General features: G+C 71.8%; 21 protein-coding genes, 2 tRNA genes and 1 other RNA gene. 8 read left to right on the forward strand and 16 right to left on the reverse strand.

Going from position 1 to position 17,532, the window contains the following annotated elements:
* Positions 1-89: 89 nt before the first annotated feature.
* From AB8A24_RS02200 to AB8A24_RS02245, 10 genes are all read right to left on the reverse strand, one after another.
* Positions 90-884 (reverse strand): hypothetical protein, encoded by a 795-nt coding sequence (locus AB8A24_RS02200; RefSeq protein WP_369474423.1) that lies wholly within the window; start codon positions 882-884, stop codon positions 90-92.
* Positions 885-934: 50 nt separating this feature from the next.
* A complete protein-coding gene (locus AB8A24_RS02205; RefSeq protein WP_033223368.1) occupies positions 935-1,786 on the reverse strand; it encodes an RNA polymerase sigma factor SigF in 852 nt (283 codons plus the stop codon).
* Between the two features lie 230 nt (positions 1,787-2,016).
* Entirely contained in the window at positions 2,017-2,949 is a 933-nt protein-coding gene (locus tag AB8A24_RS02210; RefSeq protein WP_106971460.1) for an RNA polymerase sigma factor SigF, read from the reverse strand.
* 176 nt (positions 2,950-3,125) lie between these two features.
* Positions 3,126-3,287: a hypothetical protein gene (locus tag AB8A24_RS02215; protein WP_167745563.1), complete on the reverse strand. Its 162-nt coding sequence runs from the start codon at positions 3,285-3,287 to the stop codon at positions 3,126-3,128.
* Between the two features lie 498 nt (positions 3,288-3,785).
* The gene (locus tag AB8A24_RS02220; RefSeq protein WP_158781067.1) at positions 3,786-4,076 is read right to left on the reverse strand and encodes a hypothetical protein; all 291 of its coding nucleotides are present in this window, start codon (positions 4,074-4,076) and stop codon (positions 3,786-3,788) included.
* Positions 4,077-4,184: 108 nt separating this feature from the next.
* A tRNA-Ser gene (locus AB8A24_RS02225) sits at positions 4,185-4,269 on the reverse strand.
* 120 nt (positions 4,270-4,389) lie between these two features.
* Positions 4,390-4,818: a tRNA adenosine(34) deaminase TadA gene (tadA, locus tag AB8A24_RS02230; protein WP_328965920.1), complete on the reverse strand. Its 429-nt coding sequence runs from the start codon at positions 4,816-4,818 to the stop codon at positions 4,390-4,392.
* A gap of 50 nt (positions 4,819-4,868) precedes the next feature.
* Positions 4,869-5,417, reverse strand: coding sequence for a hypothetical protein (locus tag AB8A24_RS02235; protein ID WP_266383404.1), 549 nt, complete (start codon positions 5,415-5,417; stop codon positions 4,869-4,871).
* Positions 5,418-5,781: 364 nt separating this feature from the next.
* Positions 5,782-5,961 carry a hypothetical protein gene (locus AB8A24_RS02240; RefSeq protein ID WP_030010606.1) on the reverse strand — a complete coding sequence of 60 codons (180 nt, stop codon included), beginning with the start codon at positions 5,959-5,961 and terminating at the stop codon, positions 5,782-5,784.
* A gap of 104 nt (positions 5,962-6,065) precedes the next feature.
* Complete coding sequence (locus tag AB8A24_RS02245; protein ID WP_369474427.1) at positions 6,066-7,013, reverse strand: universal stress protein; 948 nt, start codon at positions 7,011-7,013, stop codon at positions 6,066-6,068.
* Positions 7,014-7,176: 163 nt separating this feature from the next.
* Between AB8A24_RS02245 and upp the strand changes: the two genes are divergently transcribed.
* Positions 7,177-7,812 carry a uracil phosphoribosyltransferase gene (gene upp / locus AB8A24_RS02250; RefSeq protein ID WP_030010426.1) on the forward strand — a complete coding sequence of 212 codons (636 nt, stop codon included), beginning with the start codon at positions 7,177-7,179 and terminating at the stop codon, positions 7,810-7,812.
* A gap of 40 nt (positions 7,813-7,852) precedes the next feature.
* Here upp and AB8A24_RS02255 read toward each other — a convergent pair whose 3' ends face one another.
* Entirely contained in the window at positions 7,853-8,524 is a 672-nt protein-coding gene (locus AB8A24_RS02255; RefSeq protein WP_266383409.1) for a LytR C-terminal domain-containing protein, read from the reverse strand.
* Between the two features lie 93 nt (positions 8,525-8,617).
* Complete coding sequence (locus AB8A24_RS02260; protein ID WP_030726217.1) at positions 8,618-8,914, reverse strand: type II toxin-antitoxin system VapB family antitoxin; 297 nt, start codon at positions 8,912-8,914, stop codon at positions 8,618-8,620.
* An 88-nt stretch (positions 8,915-9,002) separates the two neighbouring features.
* On the opposite strand from AB8A24_RS02260, the gene AB8A24_RS02265 reads away from it, so the two are divergent.
* Both AB8A24_RS02265 and opcA read left to right on the forward strand, forming a co-directional pair.
* The gene (locus tag AB8A24_RS02265; protein ID WP_328962645.1) at positions 9,003-10,634 is read left to right on the forward strand and encodes a helicase HerA-like domain-containing protein; all 1,632 of its coding nucleotides are present in this window, start codon (positions 9,003-9,005) and stop codon (positions 10,632-10,634) included.
* Positions 10,635-10,655: 21 nt separating this feature from the next.
* Positions 10,656-11,588, forward strand: coding sequence for a glucose-6-phosphate dehydrogenase assembly protein OpcA (opcA, locus tag AB8A24_RS02270; RefSeq protein WP_328962646.1), 933 nt, complete (start codon positions 10,656-10,658; stop codon positions 11,586-11,588).
* On the opposite strand, the gene AB8A24_RS02275 is transcribed toward opcA, so the two are convergent.
* Together AB8A24_RS02275 and AB8A24_RS02280 are read right to left on the reverse strand one after the other, a co-directional pair.
* Positions 11,537-12,010: a cupin domain-containing protein gene (locus AB8A24_RS02275; protein ID WP_030726226.1), complete on the reverse strand. Its 474-nt coding sequence runs from the start codon at positions 12,008-12,010 to the stop codon at positions 11,537-11,539. The genes opcA and AB8A24_RS02275 overlap by 52 nt on opposite strands.
* Positions 12,011-12,107: 97 nt before the next feature.
* Positions 12,108-12,710 (reverse strand): HhH-GPD-type base excision DNA repair protein, encoded by a 603-nt coding sequence (locus AB8A24_RS02280; protein WP_030726228.1) that lies wholly within the window; start codon positions 12,708-12,710, stop codon positions 12,108-12,110.
* Positions 12,711-12,836: 126 nt separating this feature from the next.
* Here AB8A24_RS02280 and AB8A24_RS02285 point away from each other — a divergent pair, with 126 nt between their 5' ends.
* The 3 genes from AB8A24_RS02285 to AB8A24_RS02295 all read left to right on the forward strand — a co-directional run bounded on the left by AB8A24_RS02285 (position 12,837) and on the right by AB8A24_RS02295 (position 14,999).
* On the forward strand, positions 12,837-13,649 hold the full coding sequence (locus tag AB8A24_RS02285) for a VOC family protein (protein WP_266383421.1): 813 nt from the start codon (positions 12,837-12,839) through the stop codon (positions 13,647-13,649).
* Between the two features lie 255 nt (positions 13,650-13,904).
* Complete coding sequence (locus tag AB8A24_RS02290) at positions 13,905-14,528, forward strand: hypothetical protein (protein ID WP_369474431.1); 624 nt, start codon at positions 13,905-13,907, stop codon at positions 14,526-14,528.
* 123 nt (positions 14,529-14,651) lie between these two features.
* Complete coding sequence (locus AB8A24_RS02295) at positions 14,652-14,999, forward strand: DoxX family protein (protein WP_030768851.1); 348 nt, start codon at positions 14,652-14,654, stop codon at positions 14,997-14,999.
* A 9-nt stretch (positions 15,000-15,008) separates the two neighbouring features.
* Here the strand turns inward: AB8A24_RS02295 and AB8A24_RS02300 are convergent, their stop codons facing one another.
* Positions 15,009-15,788 carry an ATP-grasp domain-containing protein gene (locus AB8A24_RS02300; RefSeq protein WP_328962649.1) on the reverse strand — a complete coding sequence of 260 codons (780 nt, stop codon included), beginning with the start codon at positions 15,786-15,788 and terminating at the stop codon, positions 15,009-15,011.
* Positions 15,789-15,883: 95 nt separating this feature from the next.
* A tRNA-Ser gene (locus tag AB8A24_RS02305) sits at positions 15,884-15,971 on the reverse strand.
* Between the two features lie 107 nt (positions 15,972-16,078).
* On the opposite strand from AB8A24_RS02305, the gene ffs reads away from it, so the two are divergent.
* Positions 16,079-16,177: signal recognition particle sRNA small type (ffs, locus tag AB8A24_RS02310), an RNA gene on the forward strand.
* A 77-nt stretch (positions 16,178-16,254) separates the two neighbouring features.
* A partial coding sequence (locus AB8A24_RS02315) for a DNA polymerase III subunit gamma and tau (protein WP_369474433.1) occupies positions 16,255-17,532 on the forward strand: 1,278 nt, incomplete at its 3' end.

Consider the following 17,532-nt stretch of genomic DNA (forward strand, 5'->3'; position numbering starts at 1 on the left):
GATGCCGACGACGGCGCTGATGGCAACGACGCCACCGACCGCACCGACCTCCCGGGCCGGCGCCCGGGGACGTCCCGCCTCGCCCCGGCTCAGCTCCAGGTCGCGGTGACCTTCTGGGTGTCGACGTGCATGCCCAGCGGCACCCGCCAGGACTCCACGCACACCGTGTAGGTCTGTGTCTTCGAAGCCCCGCCCGCCAGCGGCGTCGGCAGGGGCTGGTTCGTGGTGATCGTGGCCCAGTCGATGCCGAGGGCTCCGATGATGTGCGTCGCGAAGCTGACCGTGCCCGCGCGGGCCGCGGTGGTTCCGGTGTTGGTGAAGGTCACGGTGACCCGCTCGCACCAGCGGTCGGCCGCGGCCGACCGGACCGGCGTGGACAACGCCAGCCGGGCCGGTGTGGACGGCGGGGCCGGCGGTGTCGTGCCGGGCTTGCCGGGCGGGCTCGTCGGCGTGCCCGGGCTGCCCGGCGAGGTCGAGGCGGGCGGCGTCGACGGCGTGCCGGGTGTGCCGGGGGACGGTGGGGTCCGGCCCGGCCCCGGCAAGGTGCCGGAGGTGCCCGCGGAGCCGCCGGGGTCGGTGGTCGTGGCTCCGCCCGGGGTGGAGCCGCCAGGGGGCGCGGATCCCGCGGGACCGGTCGACGTACCGGAGGTCGTGTCGGACCGGGCGGATCCGGCCGCCGCGTCCGGGTCGCCGAGCTGTTGGAACTCCACCTGACCCCGCGGTGCCACGTTCTCCCCCGCACCCCGTTCGGGGCCCGGGGCCGCGGCACCCACGGCGACATAGCCGTCCCGCGCCGGGCCGCCGCAGCCGGTGAGGCCGGCGGCGGCCGTGCAGCACAGGGCGAGCAGGGTGGTGGCGGAGGCCCCTCGCGATCCCTTTCGCATCGCGTCAGTTTTCCTGACGGATCGTCAATTGGGAAGCGCGAGGCGCCGGATCACTCCCCGATGAGGCCTACGCGCAGTTGCGCGAGGGTGCGGGTCAGCAGCCGGGAGACGTGCATCTGGGAGATGCCGACCTCCTCGCCGATCTGCGACTGGGTCATGTTCGCGAAGAAGCGCAGCATGATGATCTGCCGTTCCCGGGGCGGGAGTTTGGCGAGCAGCGGCTTCAGGGACTCGCGGTACTCGACGCCCTCCAGTGCGGTGTCCTCGTAGCCGAGGCGGTCCGCGAGGGAGCCCTCGCCGCCCTCGTCCTCGGGTGAGGGCGAGTCGAGCGAGGAGGCGGTGTAGGCGTTGCCCACGGCGAGGCCGTCGACGACGTCCTCCTCCGAGACCCCGAGCACGGCGGCGAGCTCCGGCACGGTCGGCGAGCGGTCCAGCTTCTGGGCGAGCTCGTCGCTGGCCTTGGTCAGCGCCAGGCGTAGTTCCTGGAGCCGGCGCGGGACGCGGACGGACCAGGAGGTGTCCCGAAAGAATCGCTTGATCTCGCCCACGACGGTCGGCATCGCGAACGTCGGGAACTCGACGCCGCGTTCGCAGTCGAAGCGGTCGATCGCCTTGATCAGGCCGATGGTGCCGACCTGGACGATGTCTTCCATCGGTTCGTTGCGGCTGCGGAATCGGGCGGCCGCGTAGCGCACCAGAGGCAGGTTCAGCTCGATCAGGGTGTCGCGTACGTACGCCCGTTCGGGGCTGTCCGCATCCAGGGCGGCGAGCCGCAGGAAGAGGGAGCGGGAGAGGGTGCGGGTGTCGATGGCTTCCGAGCGGTCGGACGCTACAGGTGCTGTGGGCGCAGGAGCGCTCTTGACGAGCGTGAGCACCTTGGAGCTGCCCTGGTCTACGGACATGCCACCCCCTTGAGGTCGCGGACGGTCGCGTACTGCGCGCCCGTCGGAGGAACGCAGCCTCCACCTGAATACCGGAGGCGGGGCTGCGGCAAACGCGGTTCACGCAGAATGTCACATGTCGGCAACGCGCTGTAGCGCCATGTCGACATATATCTCCAGCGACAGAGCAGGTCGGAGGGCGATCAGTCCGATCTGTCGGGAAACGTGTGAATGATCTCCACTCGTTCCGGTTACGCCTCGATCCTGTTTGCGGATCTCAGTCGGGCGAAGCTCCGGGCGAGGAGTCGGGAGACGTGCATCTGGGAGACGCCGAGCTCCACGCTGATCTGTGACTGCGTCAGGTTGTTGTAGTACCGCAGGAGCAGGATCCTTTGCTCACGTTCGGGCAGTTGTACGAGGAGATGCCGAACGAGGTCGCGGTGCTCGACCCCGGCCAGCTCCGGGTCCTCGTAGCCGAGGCGGTCCAGCAGCCCGGGCATGCCGTCGCCCTCCTGGGCGGCCTCCAGGGAGGTCGCGTGGTAGCTGCGGCCGGCCTCGATGCAGGACAGCACCTCGTCCTCGGTGATGCGCAGCCGCTCGGCGATCTCGGCGGTGGTCGGGGTGCGGCCGTGGAGGGTCGTGAGGTCCTCGGTGGCGGCGTTGACCTGGACCCACAGCTCGTGGAGCCGGCGCGGCACGTGGACGGTGCGGACGTTGTCGCGGAAGTACCGCTTGATCTCGCCCACGACGGTCGGCATCGCGAAGGTCGGGAACTGCACGCCCCGGTCCGGGTCGAACCGGTCGATGGCGTTGATCAGGCCGATGGTGCCGACCTGGACCACGTCCTCCATCGGCTCGTTGCGGCTGCGGAACCGGGCGGCCGCGTACCGGACGAGCGGGAGGTTGGCCTCGATGAGGGCCCCGCGCACCCGGCTGTGCTCGCCGGTGCCCGGCTCCAGTCCCTTCAGCCGGCCGAACAGGACCTGGGTGAGGGCTCGGGTGTCCGCGCCCCTGCTCGGGGGTCTCGGCGCGACCGGGGGCTCCTCGGGCGGCTCCTGGCGGGGCTCCGGGCGGTGTTCCCGCTGGGGCTCCGGCTGGGGCGGTACCTGGGGGTCCTGCTGGGGTGGCACTTGAGGCGCAGTACTGGCCGGCACGGTCACGCCACCCCTTCGGTCAACTCTCATCCATCAAAAGCGGTCATAGCATCACAAGAGATGTGCACTGTGTGCAAGCACCGTATATCGCCGTGTTGGTGGCAAGTTGGGCATATCAGGGCAATACGCCCAGTGGTGGGTATACAAAAGCCCCCCACCCGTCGGAGTGGGGGGCCGGAAGTCCGGGAACCGCTTCAGCGTACGGGTCAGCGCACCAGTTCGGTCATGAACTCGCCGATGCCGGAGGCGGCATCCGATATCCCCTGGAAGCCTATTTCCACGATCTCGGCCGCTCTCTTCGGTTGGGTGATGATCACGAAGAGGGCGAACACGGTGAGGGCACCCGTGATGAGCTTCTTGGTGTCCACGTGCGGGCGGCCTCCCCAACCGGTCCGAGCAAGTCGGGTGAGTCTAACCGGTCAAGATTGGACACTCACCTGTCCTTTAAGGACCAATGACCCGGTACTCCGGGCCCTTTGCCGTGAAGGGGGCGGTTGCGGTGGCCGCAGGATGGATGGGAGCCCACCGGTTCTGGCAGGAAACCGGTGGGTGAGGGACAGGGCCTCGCTGCGGGGTCCGGGCCGCGGGCTTCCCCCTGAGCGCGGCCCGGACCGGCAGGTCCGTCCTCGTCGGGGGAAGTGGCTTGTCCCCCGATGCCGCTTCCCCCGTCCCACCCGTCGAAGGTCCCGACTCCGGTCGGGGCCTTCTTCGCGTCGCGACCGCGGCCGCCGGGGCCTGCGGGGGGCGTACGGGGTGTTCAGGCGGGTCGGGGCGCACTCGGGGCGCGCTCGGGGCGTACGAGAGGCGCACAGGAGGCGTGCGGAGCCCGTACGGAGCCCGCGCGGAGCCGGTTCGGGCGCGGCCGGCTACTCCAGGCCGCCGGCCAGGTCCGTGAGGGGCTGGACGGGCGCGATGACGGGGGCCAGCTGGTTCGGCAGCTCCATCAGGGCGTTGAGCTGGTTCGCGCCGGCGCTGAGCTGCGACCCGATCTCCTGGACGGACGTGGGCTGGGCCCCGGCCGGCATCCCCGGGGCGGCCGCCGGCAGGTCCGGGAGGGTGAGGGGGGAGACCGGGGCGGCCGAGGCGGCGGGTGCGGCGAGGCCCGCGGCGGCCCCCGCGAGGGCGAGGGCGGCGAGCATGCGCTGGGTCTTGGTCATGCCGTGACAACGGCCGAAGGGGCGGGCGGTCACGCGGGTGTCCTCCGGAGAGGCGATCGGAATACGCCGAGAGCCCCGACCTTTGCGGGTCGGGGCTCTCGATCGAAGCGGTAGTGGAGGGATTTGAACCCCCGATGGGTTGCCCCATACTCGCTTTCGAGGCGAGCTCCTTCGGCCACTCGGACACACTACCGAGATGGATCCTAGCCTAAGGAACCCCATCCTCTGAAATCGGTATGTCCGGGGGCGTCGCGGTGGCCGTACGCAGCCCTTTTCCCACCCCCTAGGCCTCGGGCCCCGCCCCCGGACCGGCTCAGAGGTCGCGGAAGAAGTCCGTCAGCTGCCGGGCGCACTCGTCGCCGAGGACGCCGCGGATCACCTCGGGACGGTGATTGAGCCTGCGGTCCCGTACGAGGTCCCACAGCGACCCGGCGGCGCCGGCCTTCTCGTCGTCCGCGCCGTAGACGACCCGGGCGATCCGCGACTGGACGAGCGCGCCCGCGCACATGACGCACGGCTCCAGGGTTACCACGAGGGTGCACCCCGGCAGGCGCCATTCCCCGAGCTCGGCGGCCGCTCGGCGCAGTGCCACCACCTCGGCGTGCGCGGTGGGGTCACCGGTCGCCTCGCGTTCGTTGTACCCGGTGGCGAGGATCCGCCCGTCCGGGCCCAGCACGACGGCGCCGACCGGCACATCGCCGGCCGGCACCGCCCGGGCGGCCTCCTGGAGCGCCAGGCGCATGGAGTCCCGCCACGGGTCCCGTACGGGATCGTCGGTGTTCGTAGGGAGCACTAGCGGACGGCCTCCAGGACCTCGGTGGCGCCGAGGGACTCGGCGATCTCCGAGAGGGCGTCCCCGTCCAGGGTCATCAGTTGCTTGTTGGTCACCCCGAGATCGTCCAGCAGCATCGGGTCGCCGAGCGGACCGGCCGGTACCGGCTCCGTGCCGGTCCCGCCCACCTCGTCCTCCTCGGAGTCCTCGTCCGTGAACGCGGCGACGGCATCCTCCTCGCCGTCCTCGGTGCCGTCGAGGTCCAGGTCGTCGAGTTCGTCGTCCTCCTCGTCGCTGCCCAGCAGCTCTTTGGTCAGCATCGAGCCGTAGGAGCTGCGGGCGGCCGCGGAGGCGTTGGAAACGAAGTACCGCGGGTCCTCCTCGCCGTCCACGCGGACGACGCCGAACCAGGCGTCCTCCTGCTCGATGAGGGCGACCACCGTGTCGTCGTCGACAGCGGCGGACCGGGCGAGATCGATCAGATCACTGAGGGACTCGACATCGTCGAGTTCCATGTCGCTCGCTTCCCACCCGTCTTCGGTGCGCGCGAGCAGTGCGGCGAAATACACCGTGACTCTCCCACTGGTCTTAGGCGTGCCGGTTGGAGGTCCCCCCGGCCGGAGGATGGGGCACAGCGGCCGTGCTGCTCGCCGTCCGTACCCCGCCCAATCGGCATCGTGGCAGAAACAGCGGCTTTGCGAGAGGTCTTCCGCGCTTGCGTCGTGCCGCGCCGTGCACCGGTGGGGGCCGCGCGGGGTTGCGGCGTGGGGGCGGCGGGGCCGTGGGGAGGGTTGTGGGGCGCGTGGTGCGGCCCGGACGTGTCGCGGCGTGCCGGGGTCCGGATCACCACGACACGTCAGTGCCGCACCACCCGGCTGCCGGGCCCGGGGCGTCCGCGGAGCACGGGAGGGCGGGTGGCCGGAACGTTCCGGATCACCAGCGGAAGGTGCGCATGCGCATCTGCTGGCGCATACGGGCCGCTCGGGCGCGGCGGGGCTGGACACGATCGCGCAGCTCGCGCGCCTCCATCAGGTCGCGCAGGAACTGCGCGCGGCGTGCTCGACGCTGCGCCGCGGTCTCCGGCACGTCGTCCTTCGGCTGCCTGTCGGGCATCGGCCACCACCTGGCTGGTCGGTCGTCCCCCCCTTGCACCCACCTTCCCCCGGACGGCGCGTTTGATGCCACCCCGCCGCAGGTCAGAACGTCGTCAGACGTCGTCAGACGTCGTCCTTGAGGGTCGGGACCACGGCCACCGGTCCGTGCGCGTGGTGGAGCACGGCATGGGCCACCGAGCCGATCGCCAGTGACATGGCGGTGCGCCGCGGGTGGTGGCGGCCCACCACGACCAGCGCCGCCGCCCGGGAGGCGATGACCAGCCGGCCCGCCGGGTCCCCGGGCACCGCGGCCTGCTCGACCGGGACGTCCGGAAAACGCTCCCGCAGCGGCGCCAGCCGCTCCGTCTGGGAGCGCAGCATCTCCCGTTCGGCCGGTACCCCGTCCCCCTCGTCGGCCAGCCCCTCCGGCGGGATCACCGCGAAGGGGCTGTCCATCACCAAGGTCGGCGAGGGCGGGATGGCGTACGCGGAGACCACCTGGACGGTGGTCCCCCGCACGGCGGCCTCGGTGAACGCGAAGGTCAGTACGTCGTCGGGCGTCTCGGCGGCGTGCAGCCCGAGCACCACCCGCCCGGCGGACCGCTCGGCGTCGGCGTCGGGGTGGGCGCCGCGCTCCGCGTGCGGGACCACGACCACCGGGCAGGCGGCCGTACTGGCCACGGCCCGACTGTTCGAGCCGAGCAGCAGGCTGGCGAAGCCGCCGCGGCCCCGGGAGCCCATCACCAGCATCCGGGCCTGCGAGCCGATCACCCGGAGCGCCTCGGGTACGGAGCCCTCCAGGGCCTCGTACGTGACCCCCTCGGGCAGCGTGGAGTCGTCGCCGCCGAGCAGGGACCGGACCCAGTCGCGTACGGGGTCGGCGAATTCCTGCGGCTCGGAGGCGTCGTGCAGCGAGGCCCGGCGCCCGGCGTACAACTGGGCGTGGTCGGGCAGTACATGGGCGACCAGTAGTCCGGTGTCGTGCCGGACGGCCTCCTTCCGTGCCCACTCCAGGGCTCTGAGGCTGTGTTCCGAACCGTCGACGGCCGCGATCACCGGTGTGTTGCTCATCCGTCCAGCCTGCTGGGCGTCCGCGCGGGTCGCATCCGCAAGGAAGCGGCGGGCGCGGCCGCCCTTCGGACGCGAAGGAGCCGCGTCAGCGCGTAGCCTTTTGGGTGCAGGTCGCGTCGTGCGACCGTTTTTGCAGGTCGCAGGCTGAGTTTTGGAGGATGTTGTGCGTTTGCAGGTCGTCGATCACCCCTTGGTGGCGCACAAACTCACCACCCTGCGCGACAAGCGCACCGACTCCGCCACCTTCCGGCGGCTCGCCGACGAGCTCGTGACCCTGCTCGCCTACGAGGCCACCCGGGACGTGCGCACGGAGCAGGCCGACATCGAGACCCCGGTCGCGCCGACCACCGGCGTGAAGCTCTCGCACCCGCGCCCGCTGGTCGTCCCGATCCTGCGCGCCGGTCTCGGCATGCTCGACGGCATGGTGCGGCTGCTGCCGACCGCCGAGGTGGGCTTCCTGGGCATGGTCCGCAACGAGGAGACCCTGGAGGCCTCCACGTACGCGACGCGCATGCCGGAGGACCTCTCGGGCCGCCAGGTCTACGTCGTCGACCCGATGCTCGCCACCGGCGGCACGCTGGTCGCGGCGATCCAGGAACTGATCAAGCGCGGCGCCGACGATGTCACGGCCGTGGTGCTGCTGGCCGCGCCCGAGGGCGTCGAGATCATGGAGCGCGAGCTGGCGGGCACGCCGGTGACGGTGGTGACGGCCGCGGTGGACGAGCGGCTCAACGAGCACGGCTACATCGTGCCGGGCCTGGGTGACGCGGGCGACCGCATGTACGGCTCGGCGGAGTAGGACCGCGGCGGTCCGGCACGCCGTACGGCGTGCCGGCGCGTCAGCAGTTCTTGGGCGCGGGCACGGGGTTGGCCAGCAGGGCCAGCGCCTTGTCCGCGTCCTCCTTCGTACTCAGCTCCTTGAAGGCGTCGCCCAGGATCAGGTCGACGTCCGCGGTCTCGCGGGTGTCGGTCTGCTGGGTGGTGCCGGCGAGCTGTGTGCCGAGTACGGAGAAGACGGCCTTGTCGGTCGTGGGGGAGCCCAGCAGTATCCCCGTGCCGGGGACCTTCTTGTCGAAGGTGGCCGGGGCGTTGCCCACGTTGCCGATCACGAAGCCGCGTTTGGCCAGCTCGTCACCGACGGCCTTGGCCAGACCCGCGCGCGGGGTCGCGTTGTAGACGTTGACCGTGATCTCCCCTGGCGGGGGGAGCACGACGGCCGGTTTCGCGGCGGCCGATGCCGTGGAGGCGGCGCCGGGACCGCCCTTGGCGGCGGTGCCGGGAGGCGTCGTGGGGCAGTCCTTGGCACCCGCAGCCGTGTTCCGCTTCGGGCTGTCGCCCCGGAACACGTCGATGAGCTGCAGGGCCCCGTAGCCGACCAGGGCCAGCGCAAGGATCGAGCCGAGCACGGCGAGGACGATCCGGGTACGGCTCCGCTTACGACTCATACGGGGGTAGGCGGCTCCCGTGACGCGGTACTTTCCGCCCATGCCGGGGGGAGTGAGCATGCTCATGGGCGCAGCGTAGTGCGGCCCGGTGTCGATGCCTACTAAATGATCTGCTGATAGGTCAATGGTGACCCGAAAGGCGCAATCCAGACGAAGCCGTCAGTCCATTTCGAGGACCCGTGCGTGCAGCACCTGGCGCTGCTGCAGGGCCGCGCGCACGGCGCGGTGCAGCCCGTCCTCCAGGTAGAGGTCGCCCCGCCACTTCACGACGTGGGCGAACAGGTCGCCGTAGAAGGTGGAGTCCTCGGCGAGCAGCGTTTCGAGGTCGAGCTGGCCCTTGGTCGTCACGAGCTGGTCCAGCCGGACCGGGCGCGGCGCGACGTCCGCCCACTGCCGGGTGGTTTCCCTGCCGTGGTCGGGGTAGGGCTTTCCGCTTCCGATGCGCTTGAAGATCACACGGAAAGCCTACCGGGCCGGTGCGTGCGGGCGCAGCCTCGTGACGGCGGTGCAAAAGTGACGAACAGCGCTATTTGGGGAGTGAAGCATGAGCGAGAGCACCGACCCCCGCACCGACCCCGCCCTTCCCGCGGACGGGACGGGTCCGGCGGGACCGGCCGCGGAGATCGCCGCCGGGTACGCCTTCACCGGACCCGCGCTCGACCTCGGGGCCCTCCTCTGGGACGGCGCCTGCCTGCCCGACCGTCAGATCCGTATCCCCCTGGCGATGCTCAACCGCCACGGACTGGTCGCCGGGGCCACCGGAACCGGAAAGACCAAGACGCTCCAACTCATCGCCGAACAGCTGTCCGCGGGCGGCGTCCCGGTCTTCCTCGCGGACATCAAGGGCGACATCTCCGGGATCTCCGCGCCCGGGACGCCGGGCGACAGGGTCGACGAACGGGCCCGGGAGGTGGCCCAGACGTGGGAGCCCACCGGCCACCCCTGCGAGTTCTACTCGCTCGGCGGGATCGGACCCGGCATCCCGCTCCGGTCCACGGTCACCAGCTTCGGCCCGGTCCTGATGTCGAAGGTGCTCCAGCTCAACCAGACGCAGGAGCAGTCACTCGGCCTGATCTTCCACTACGCCGACACCAAGGGCCTCGAGCTCATCGACCTCAAGGACCTGCGCGCGGTCGTCGCCTTCCTCGTCTCCGACCAGGGGAAACCCGAACTCAAGGGGATCGGCGGACTGTCCACCGTGACGGCCGGGGTGATCCTGCGGGCGCTCACCGCCTTCGAGCAGCAGGGCGCCTCGGAGTTCTTCGGCGAGCCCGAGTTCGACACGAGCGAGTTCCTGCGGACGGCCGCCGACGGGCGCGGACTGGTCTCCGTACTGGAACTCCCGGCCGTCCAGGACAAGCCGCAGCTCTTCTCCACCTTCCTGATGTGGCTGCTGGCCGACCTCTACAACGACCTGCCGGAGGTCGGCGACCTGGACAAGCCCAAGCTCGTCTTCTTCTTCGACGAGGCGCACCTGCTCTTCAGCGGGGCCTCGAAGGCCTTCCTCGCGGCCATCACCCGGACGGTCCGGCTCATCCGCTCCAAGGGCGTCGGTGTCTTCTTCGTGACGCAGACCCCCAAGGACGTGCCGGCGGACGTCCTGGCCCAGCTCGGCAACCGGGTGCAGCACGCCCTGCGCGCCTTCACCCCCGACGACGCCAAGGCGCTGAAGGCGACCGTGAAGACCTTCCCCCACTCCGCGTACGACCTGGAGGAGCTGCTCACCGGGCTGGGCACCGGTGAGGCGGTCATCACCGTGCTCAGCGAGAAGGGCGCCCCCACCCCGGTCGCGGCGACCCGGCTGCGCGCCCCGCAGTCGCTGATGGGGCCGATCGCGGCGGCGGACCTGGAGCAGGCCGTGAAGGCCTCGCTGCTCTGGTCGCGCTACGCGGAGCCGATCGACCGGGAGTCGGCGTACGAGAAGATCACCGCCGAACAGGCCGCCGCCGAGGCACGGGCGGAGGAGGCCGCGGCCGCCGCCGAGGCCGAGAAGGAGGCCGAGGCGGCACAGAAGGAGGCCGCGCGGGCCGCGCGCAGCGCCCCGAAGCCGGATCCCTCGCTGGCCGAGCAGGTGGTGGGGAGCGGGCTGTTCCGCTCGCTGACCCGGTCGATCGGGACCCAGTTGGGAAGGGAGATCTCCCGCTCCATCTTCGGTACCGCGCGCAAGCGACGGTGACGCGGTGACAGACTCTGGCCCATGCGGACCGAACTCACCGACACCACGTCCAGCAAGGTCAACCGGGCCCTGCTCGAAGCCCGCCGGGCGATAGGCAGCCCGACCATGGGGCTGGTGCTGACCCTTGTCCTCGCCACCGACGAGGAGAACGCCTACGACGCCGTACGTGCGGCCTCCGAGGCCTCGCGTGAACACCCCTGCCGCATCATCGCGGTGATCCGGCGGACCACCCGCGGCCCGCACAAGCTCCGCGCGGACCGCGTCGACGCCGAACTGCGGGTCGGCTCGGACGCCGGGACCGGCGAGATCGTGCTGCTGCGCCTGCACGGGGCGTTGACCGAGCAGGCCGGCTCGGTCGTCCTGCCGCTGCTCCTGCCGGACGCGCCCGTGGTGGCCTGGTGGCCGGCCGACGCGCCCGCCGAGCCGGCGCGGGACCCGCTGGGCGAGCTCGCGCAGCGCCGGATCACGGATGCGGCCGCCGCCTTCGACCCGGTCGCAGTGCTCGACGAGCGGGCCGCCGGCTACCAGCCCGGCGACACCGACCTGGCCTGGACCCGGCTCACGCCGTGGCGCTCGCTGCTGGCCGCGGCCCTGGACCAGAAGCCGCTGCCGGTGACCGGCGCGGCGGTGGAGAGCGAGCCGGACAACGCGAGCGCGGAGCTGCTGGCGCGCTGGCTGGAGGACCGGCTGGGGGTGCCGGTGGCCCGGATGGCGAGCGAGGGCCCGGTGATCACCGGGGTCAGCCTGCAGACCACGGCCGGGGAGATACGGGTGGACCGCCCCGCGGGCGTGCTGGCCACCTTGAGCCTGCCGGGGAGCCCCGACCGCAAGGTGGCCCTGAAGATCCGCAGCGGCGCGGAACTGCTCGCGGAGGAACTGCGCCGCCTCGACGCGGACGTGGTCTACGGCTCCGCGCTGCGGCGGCGGCCGCTCCAGACGGGGCTCTCCGCGTAGTGGTTGTCGTAGGTCGCCGAGCTGTCCTTGATGTCCTGCACGGTGGCCTCGCCCGCGTTGACCCGGCCGAGGAGCCGGTAGTAGTCGAAGCGGCCCATGCCGGGGGTGAAGCCGACGAAGACGGCGGCGGTGTGGCCGGCCGCCGGGGCGAAGGCGTGCTTGACGCCCGGCGGGACGGCGATGAAGTCGCCGGCGCCCAGGGTGTGGATCTCGTCGTCGACGAGGATGTCGAGCTTGCCCGCGGTCACGTGGAAGAACTCGGTGGCCTTGGTGTGGAAGTGGACGGGGGCGCCCGCCGCGCCCTCGTCGAAGGTGGCGGTGTTGCAGGTGAGCTCGGCGGTGTCGGTGAGCAGGGTGATGAGGCTGCCGGGGCCGTCGTAGATGGCTTCGGCGGTGGCGGCGCGGGTCGCGATCTCTGTCATGTCCACCAATCTACGATCTTGAGCGACCGGAATCAGGGGTCAATCAACGGCCGATCCGACCGGTCAATTCCTGACCGACCTGCCGCCTGACCAGCGATCAGGAGCCGCCCGCGGCCTTGGCGGCCTTCGCGGCGGCCTTCATCTCCTGCTTGTGCGCCCGCACCTTGGCCAGGGACTCCGGGCCCGTGATGTCGGCCGCCGAGCGGTAGACGTTCGCCGGTCCGTACCCGCCCGCGGCCTCCCGCCAGCCCGTCGGACGCACGCCGAACCGCTTGCCCAGCAGGGCGAGGAAGATCTGCGCCTTCTGCTCCCCGAAGCCCGGCAGCGCCTTGAGGCGCTTCAGCAGTTCCTGGCCCGTCGTGGCGTCGGCCCAGACCGCCTCCGCGCTCCCGTCGTAGTGCTCCACGAGGTACGCGCACAGCTGCTGGATCCGCGTCGCCATCGACCCCGGATACCGGTGCACGGCGGGCTTCTCGGAGAGCAGGGCGGCGAAGGCCTCCGGGTCGTACGCGGCGATGGCGTGCGCGTCGAGATCGTCGGAGCCGAGCCGCTGGGCGATCGTCCAGGGCCCCGAGAACGCCCACTCCATCGGCACCTGCTGGTCCAGCAGCATTCCGACGAGCGCGGCGAGCGGGCTCCGGCCGAGCAGCGCGTCGGCCTCCGGCTGTTGTGCCAGCCGGATGGTGATGTCCTTGTCCATGGCTCCAGCGTCCCGCCTGGGCGCGCTCCCCGCGCGGTCGCCGCACCGCGCGCCTAGCGTGAGTACGACCGTCTACGACGACGACAGGTACGAGACGACAGGTACGAGACGAGGAGTCGATCGATCATGTCTGAGTTCTCCGAAGGCGCTCCGTGCTGGGTGGACGCGATGTTCGCCGACGTGGAGGGGGCCAAGACCTTCTACGCGGACGTGTTGGGCTGGACCTTCGGCGAGGCCAGCAGCGAGTACGGCAACTACACGCAGGCCTACTCCGACGGCAAGGCCGTCGCCGCCGTGGTCCCGCCGATGCCGGGAGCCGACGCCCCGTCCCAGTGGTGTCTGTACTTCGCCTCGCCCGACGCGGCGGCCACCGCCGAGAAGGTGACGGCGAACGGCGGCGAGGTGCTGATGGGCCCCATGCAGGTGGGCGCCTTCGGCACGATGCTGATCGCGAAGGAGCCGAGCGGCGCGGTCTTCGGCGTCTGGCAGCCGGGCGAGCACAAGGGCTTCGAGAAGATGGGCGAGCCGGGCTCGTACGCGTGGGCGGAGGTCTTCACCCGGGACCCCGCCAAGGCGGACGGGTTCCTGCCGAAGGTCTTCCCGTACGGCGCCCAGCAGATGGACCCGGGCGATGACCCGGAGATGGCCGGCATGGACTTCAAGGTCTTCAGCGTCGGCGGCGCCGGGAACCCGGTGCTGGGCCGGATGAAGATGGACGCCGACTTCCCGCCGGACGTGCCGCCGTACATCCAGGTCTACTTCGGGGTGCCGGACTGCGACGAGGCGGTGGCGAAGACCCAGAAGCACGGCGGGAAGCTGCACTTCGGCCCGATGGACAGTCCGTTCGGCCGGTTCGCGGCGGTCACGGACCCGCAGGGTGCCGCCTTCGCGGTGATCGACATGTCGACAACGGTGGGTGAGATGCCGAGCTTCGGCTGAGCTGCCCCGGCCTGCCGTGTCGCCGTGCCGGGCGACACGGCAGACTGCCCCCGCACACGGGTTCCAGCTGCGCGGGGGCGGATTTCGATGAGACACGGGACGATTGCGGCTGCCGCGGCATGCGGACTGGCGATCCTCGCGACGGCCGGGTGCAGCACGCCGCCCGCGCCGGAGCTGTCGCCGGGACTCTCGCAGCACGGGAGCTCGCCGAAGCAGTCGTCGGCGCCGTCGTGGACACCGTCGCCCGTACCGTCGGTGCCCCTGCCGTCGGCGTCGGCACCTTCGCCGACGCCCTCCGGGCCGCCGCAGGCGTCCGGGCCGGCCGAGCCGGCCGGGCCGGCCGGGCCGGTCGGGGACGCGAAGGTCACGGCCGCCGACGGCCGTCTGCTGGAGGCCGTCCGCAGGGACACGGCCCCGGAGCTCCGGGTACCGGGCGACGAGTCCCTCATCGTCATCCACCGCGAACCGGCGGGCGACACGGGCGAGCTCGCCTGGATGCCGGACGACCGGAACTACTGCCTGGCCGTGGTCCGTGACGCCCGCGCGAGCACCACCTGCAACCCCCTGCCGAAGTCCTGGGCGCGCATCGGGATCCGGCTGGTGACCGAGGGCGCCGTGTACCCCGGCCGGACCACGGTCTACCTCGCCGTCGTGGACGGCGGCCACGCCCCGTACGCCTACACCGGACCCGGCCCGCACCGCGCGGACCTGGGCCCGGTCCGCGAGGCCACGGCCGCCTTCGCCCCGGGCCGGACACTGAGCCTGCTCACGTACGAACGTCCCGTCCCCGTGGTCTCACCGAGCGACCGGGAGATCTGCAGCGCGGACAACGCGGTCTGCTTCCCCGCCCTCGACGTCTACGTCCCCGGCAGCCCCTGAGCGCGGCCGAAAGTTTTTCGCGCGGCCTGTCACATCGGTGCGGCGAGGCGGGTCAGAGGAGTGAAGCAGGCGGGAGACAGACCGGAGCGACTGTGCACCGGCGCCCGCCCGAGGGGAGCTCACATGTCCACCACCGCAGTTGTCTTCGCCCTGGTCGGCGCGTTCATGGTCGGATTCTCGGCGGCCTCGATGTTCCTCGGGGCGAAGTGGGTCGTGGAGCCGCTGGTCGAGTACGGGGTCCCGCGCTCGTGGTGGACCCGGCTCGCCACCGCGAAGGCGGCTGGCGCGGTGGGCCTGGCGGTGGGTGTCTTCGTCCCCGCGATCGGCATCGCGGCGGCGATCGGGGTGGCCCTCTACTTCGCGGGGGCCGTGATCACGGTGCTCCGGGCGAAGTCCTACGCCCACGTCGCCTTCCCGGTGATCTACGCGGCCCCGGCGGTCGTGGCCCTGGCCCTCGGCTTCAACGGCTGAGGCGTGTCGCTACGGGGTCATGAACGGCCGGTCGGCCGGGCGGACCCGGTGGAGCGGCCCGGCCGCGCGCAGCACCACGTCCAGGACGGCCTCGGGCCGGGCGGCGTAACTGTTCGAGAACCACGGCATGTTGGCCTCGACCACGGCGTACCGGCCGGTCGCGGCGACGAGGCCGACGTCGACGGTGACGGCGCTGGGCAGGTCCGGGCCCGTCGCGGCGAGCAGCGCGGCCGCGAAGCCGCGTACGTCCGCCCCGCGCCCGTCCTCGTCGAGCGGGGCGGGGTCCAGGCGTCCGTGGACGGCGTACCGGCTGCCGGCGGCGATCTCCCCGTCGAGCAGGAACAACCGGTACTCGGCGGCGAAGTCCACCACCTCCGAGACCAGTACGGGGGTGGCGGCGGGCAGGGACCGCGGCAGCGGCGAGCCGGGCCTGTACACGGCGGGCGGGAAGGACTTCTCGCGAGGCGGCTTCACGAACGCCGGCCGCCCGGATCCGGTCAGCTCCCGCGCCGCCCGGTCCAGGGTGGTCAGCTCGATCCGGCGGCCCGTGAACCGCTCGGGCAGCCGTGTGAGCCAGTCGTCGGGGGGCTCCAGCAGCCCCAGCCCGAGCGCCCCGGCCACCCGCGCGGCGGCGTGCGGACCACCGCACCAGTGCACGGACCGGCCGGCCAGTTCACCGAAGCCGGGGCCGAGGGCGCGGACGGTCATCCCCCGGCGGGCGGCGGCCTCCGCGAGCAGCCCGGCCGTGGCGGTCGGCCGGGCGGGTATCAGAAAGACCTCGTCCGTCATCCGGCCATTGTGTCGCGGACATCCGGCCGGGACGGGGAACGTAGAAGGGCCCCGCTGCAAGCAGCGGCCCTTCTACAACGTGCCCGGTGAGGCACTGGCGGAGGATACGAGATTCGAACTCGTGAGGGGTTGCCCCCAACACGCTTTCCAAGCGTGCGCCCTAGGCCACTAGGCGAATCCTCCGCCGCAAACAATACAAGACGTTGAGGGGTGCTCGCGAACGTGATCGTCGAGCGGAGGGCGGGTGGGGGTCCGGCTCGATTCCGGGGGCTTCCATCCGCTAGGGTGGGGCCAGCCCCTCACGTGGCGCTATCTCACCGAACTCCCCCAGGGCCGGAAGGCAGCAAGGGTAAGTGGGCTCTGGCGGGTGCGTGGGGGGCGCTTTGCGTTCCGGGCGCCGTCCTGGACGCCCTTCAAGGGCTTCGGCGGGCCGCTGATGTCGGTGGGCCCGGATAACCTCGTATACGTGTCGTCCCTTGCGCTGTACCGCCGCTATCGCCCCGAGTCGTTCGCCGAGGTCATCGGGCAGGAGCATGTCACTGCCCCGCTGATGCAGGCCCTGCGGAACAACCGGGTCAATCACGCGTACCTGTTCAGCGGGCCGCGCGGCTGCGGAAAGACGACCAGCGCGCGCATCCTCGCCCGGTGCCTGAACTGTGAGCAGGGTCCCACCCCCACCCCCTGCGGGGAGTGCCAGTCCTGCCAGGACCTCGCCAGGAACGGGCCGGGGTCCATCGACGTCATCGAGATCGACGCCGCGTCGCACGGTGGTGTGGACGATGCCCGTGACCTGCGCGAGAAGGCTTTCTTCGGGCCGGCGTCCAGCCGCTACAAGATCTACATCATCGATGAGGCCCACATGGTCACCTCGGCGGGCTTCAACGCCCTGCTGAAGGTGGTCGAGGAGCCGCCGGAGCACCTCAAGTTCATCTTCGCCACCACGGAGCCGGAGAAGGTGATCGGGACCATCCGGTCCAGGACGCACCACTACCCCTTCCGGCTCGTGCCGCCCGGCACCCTGCGGGACTACCTGGGCGAGGTCTGCGGGCGCGAGGGCGCCAAGGTCGAGGACGGTGTGCTGCCGCTGGTCGTGCGCGCCGGCGCCGGTTCCGTGCGTGACTCGATGTCCGTCATGGACCAGCTGCTCGCCGGTGCCGCCGACGACGGTGTGACGTATGCCATGGCCACCTCGCTGCTCGGCTACACCGACGGTTCGCTGCTCGACTCCGTCGTGGACGCCTTCGCCGCCGGGGACGGGGCGGCCGCGTTCGAGGCCGTCGACCGGGTCGTCGAGGGCGGGAACGACCCGCGCCGGTTCGTCGCCGACCTGCTGGAGCGGCTGCGCGACCTGGTGATCCTGGCCGCCGTGCCGGACGCCGGGGAGAAGGGGCTGATCGACGCCCCCGCCGATGTCGTCGAGCGGATGCAGGCCCAGGCGTCCGTGTTCGGGGCGGCCGAGCTGTCGCGCGCCGCCGATCTGGTGAACACCGGGCTCACGGAGATGCGCGGCGCGACCTCGCCCCGGCTGCAGCTGGAGCTGATCTGCGCCCGGGTGCTGCTGCCCGCCGCCTTCGACGACGAGCGGTCCTTCCAGGCCCGGCTCGACCGGTTGGAGCGCAGCGGTCCGCCCGCCGCCGCCTTCGCCGCGCCGCCGGTCGCCGCGCCCGCCATGGGGTACGTGCCCGGGCCCGAGGCGCACGCCATGGCGCCCGCCGGTCCCGGTGGGGGTGCGGCCGCCGCGCGT

The sequence above is a fragment of the Streptomyces sp. BF23-19 genome (genome assembly GCF_041106355.1).
GTDB classification, from domain to species: Bacteria; Actinomycetota; Actinomycetes; order Streptomycetales; family Streptomycetaceae; genus Streptomyces; species Streptomyces virginiae_A.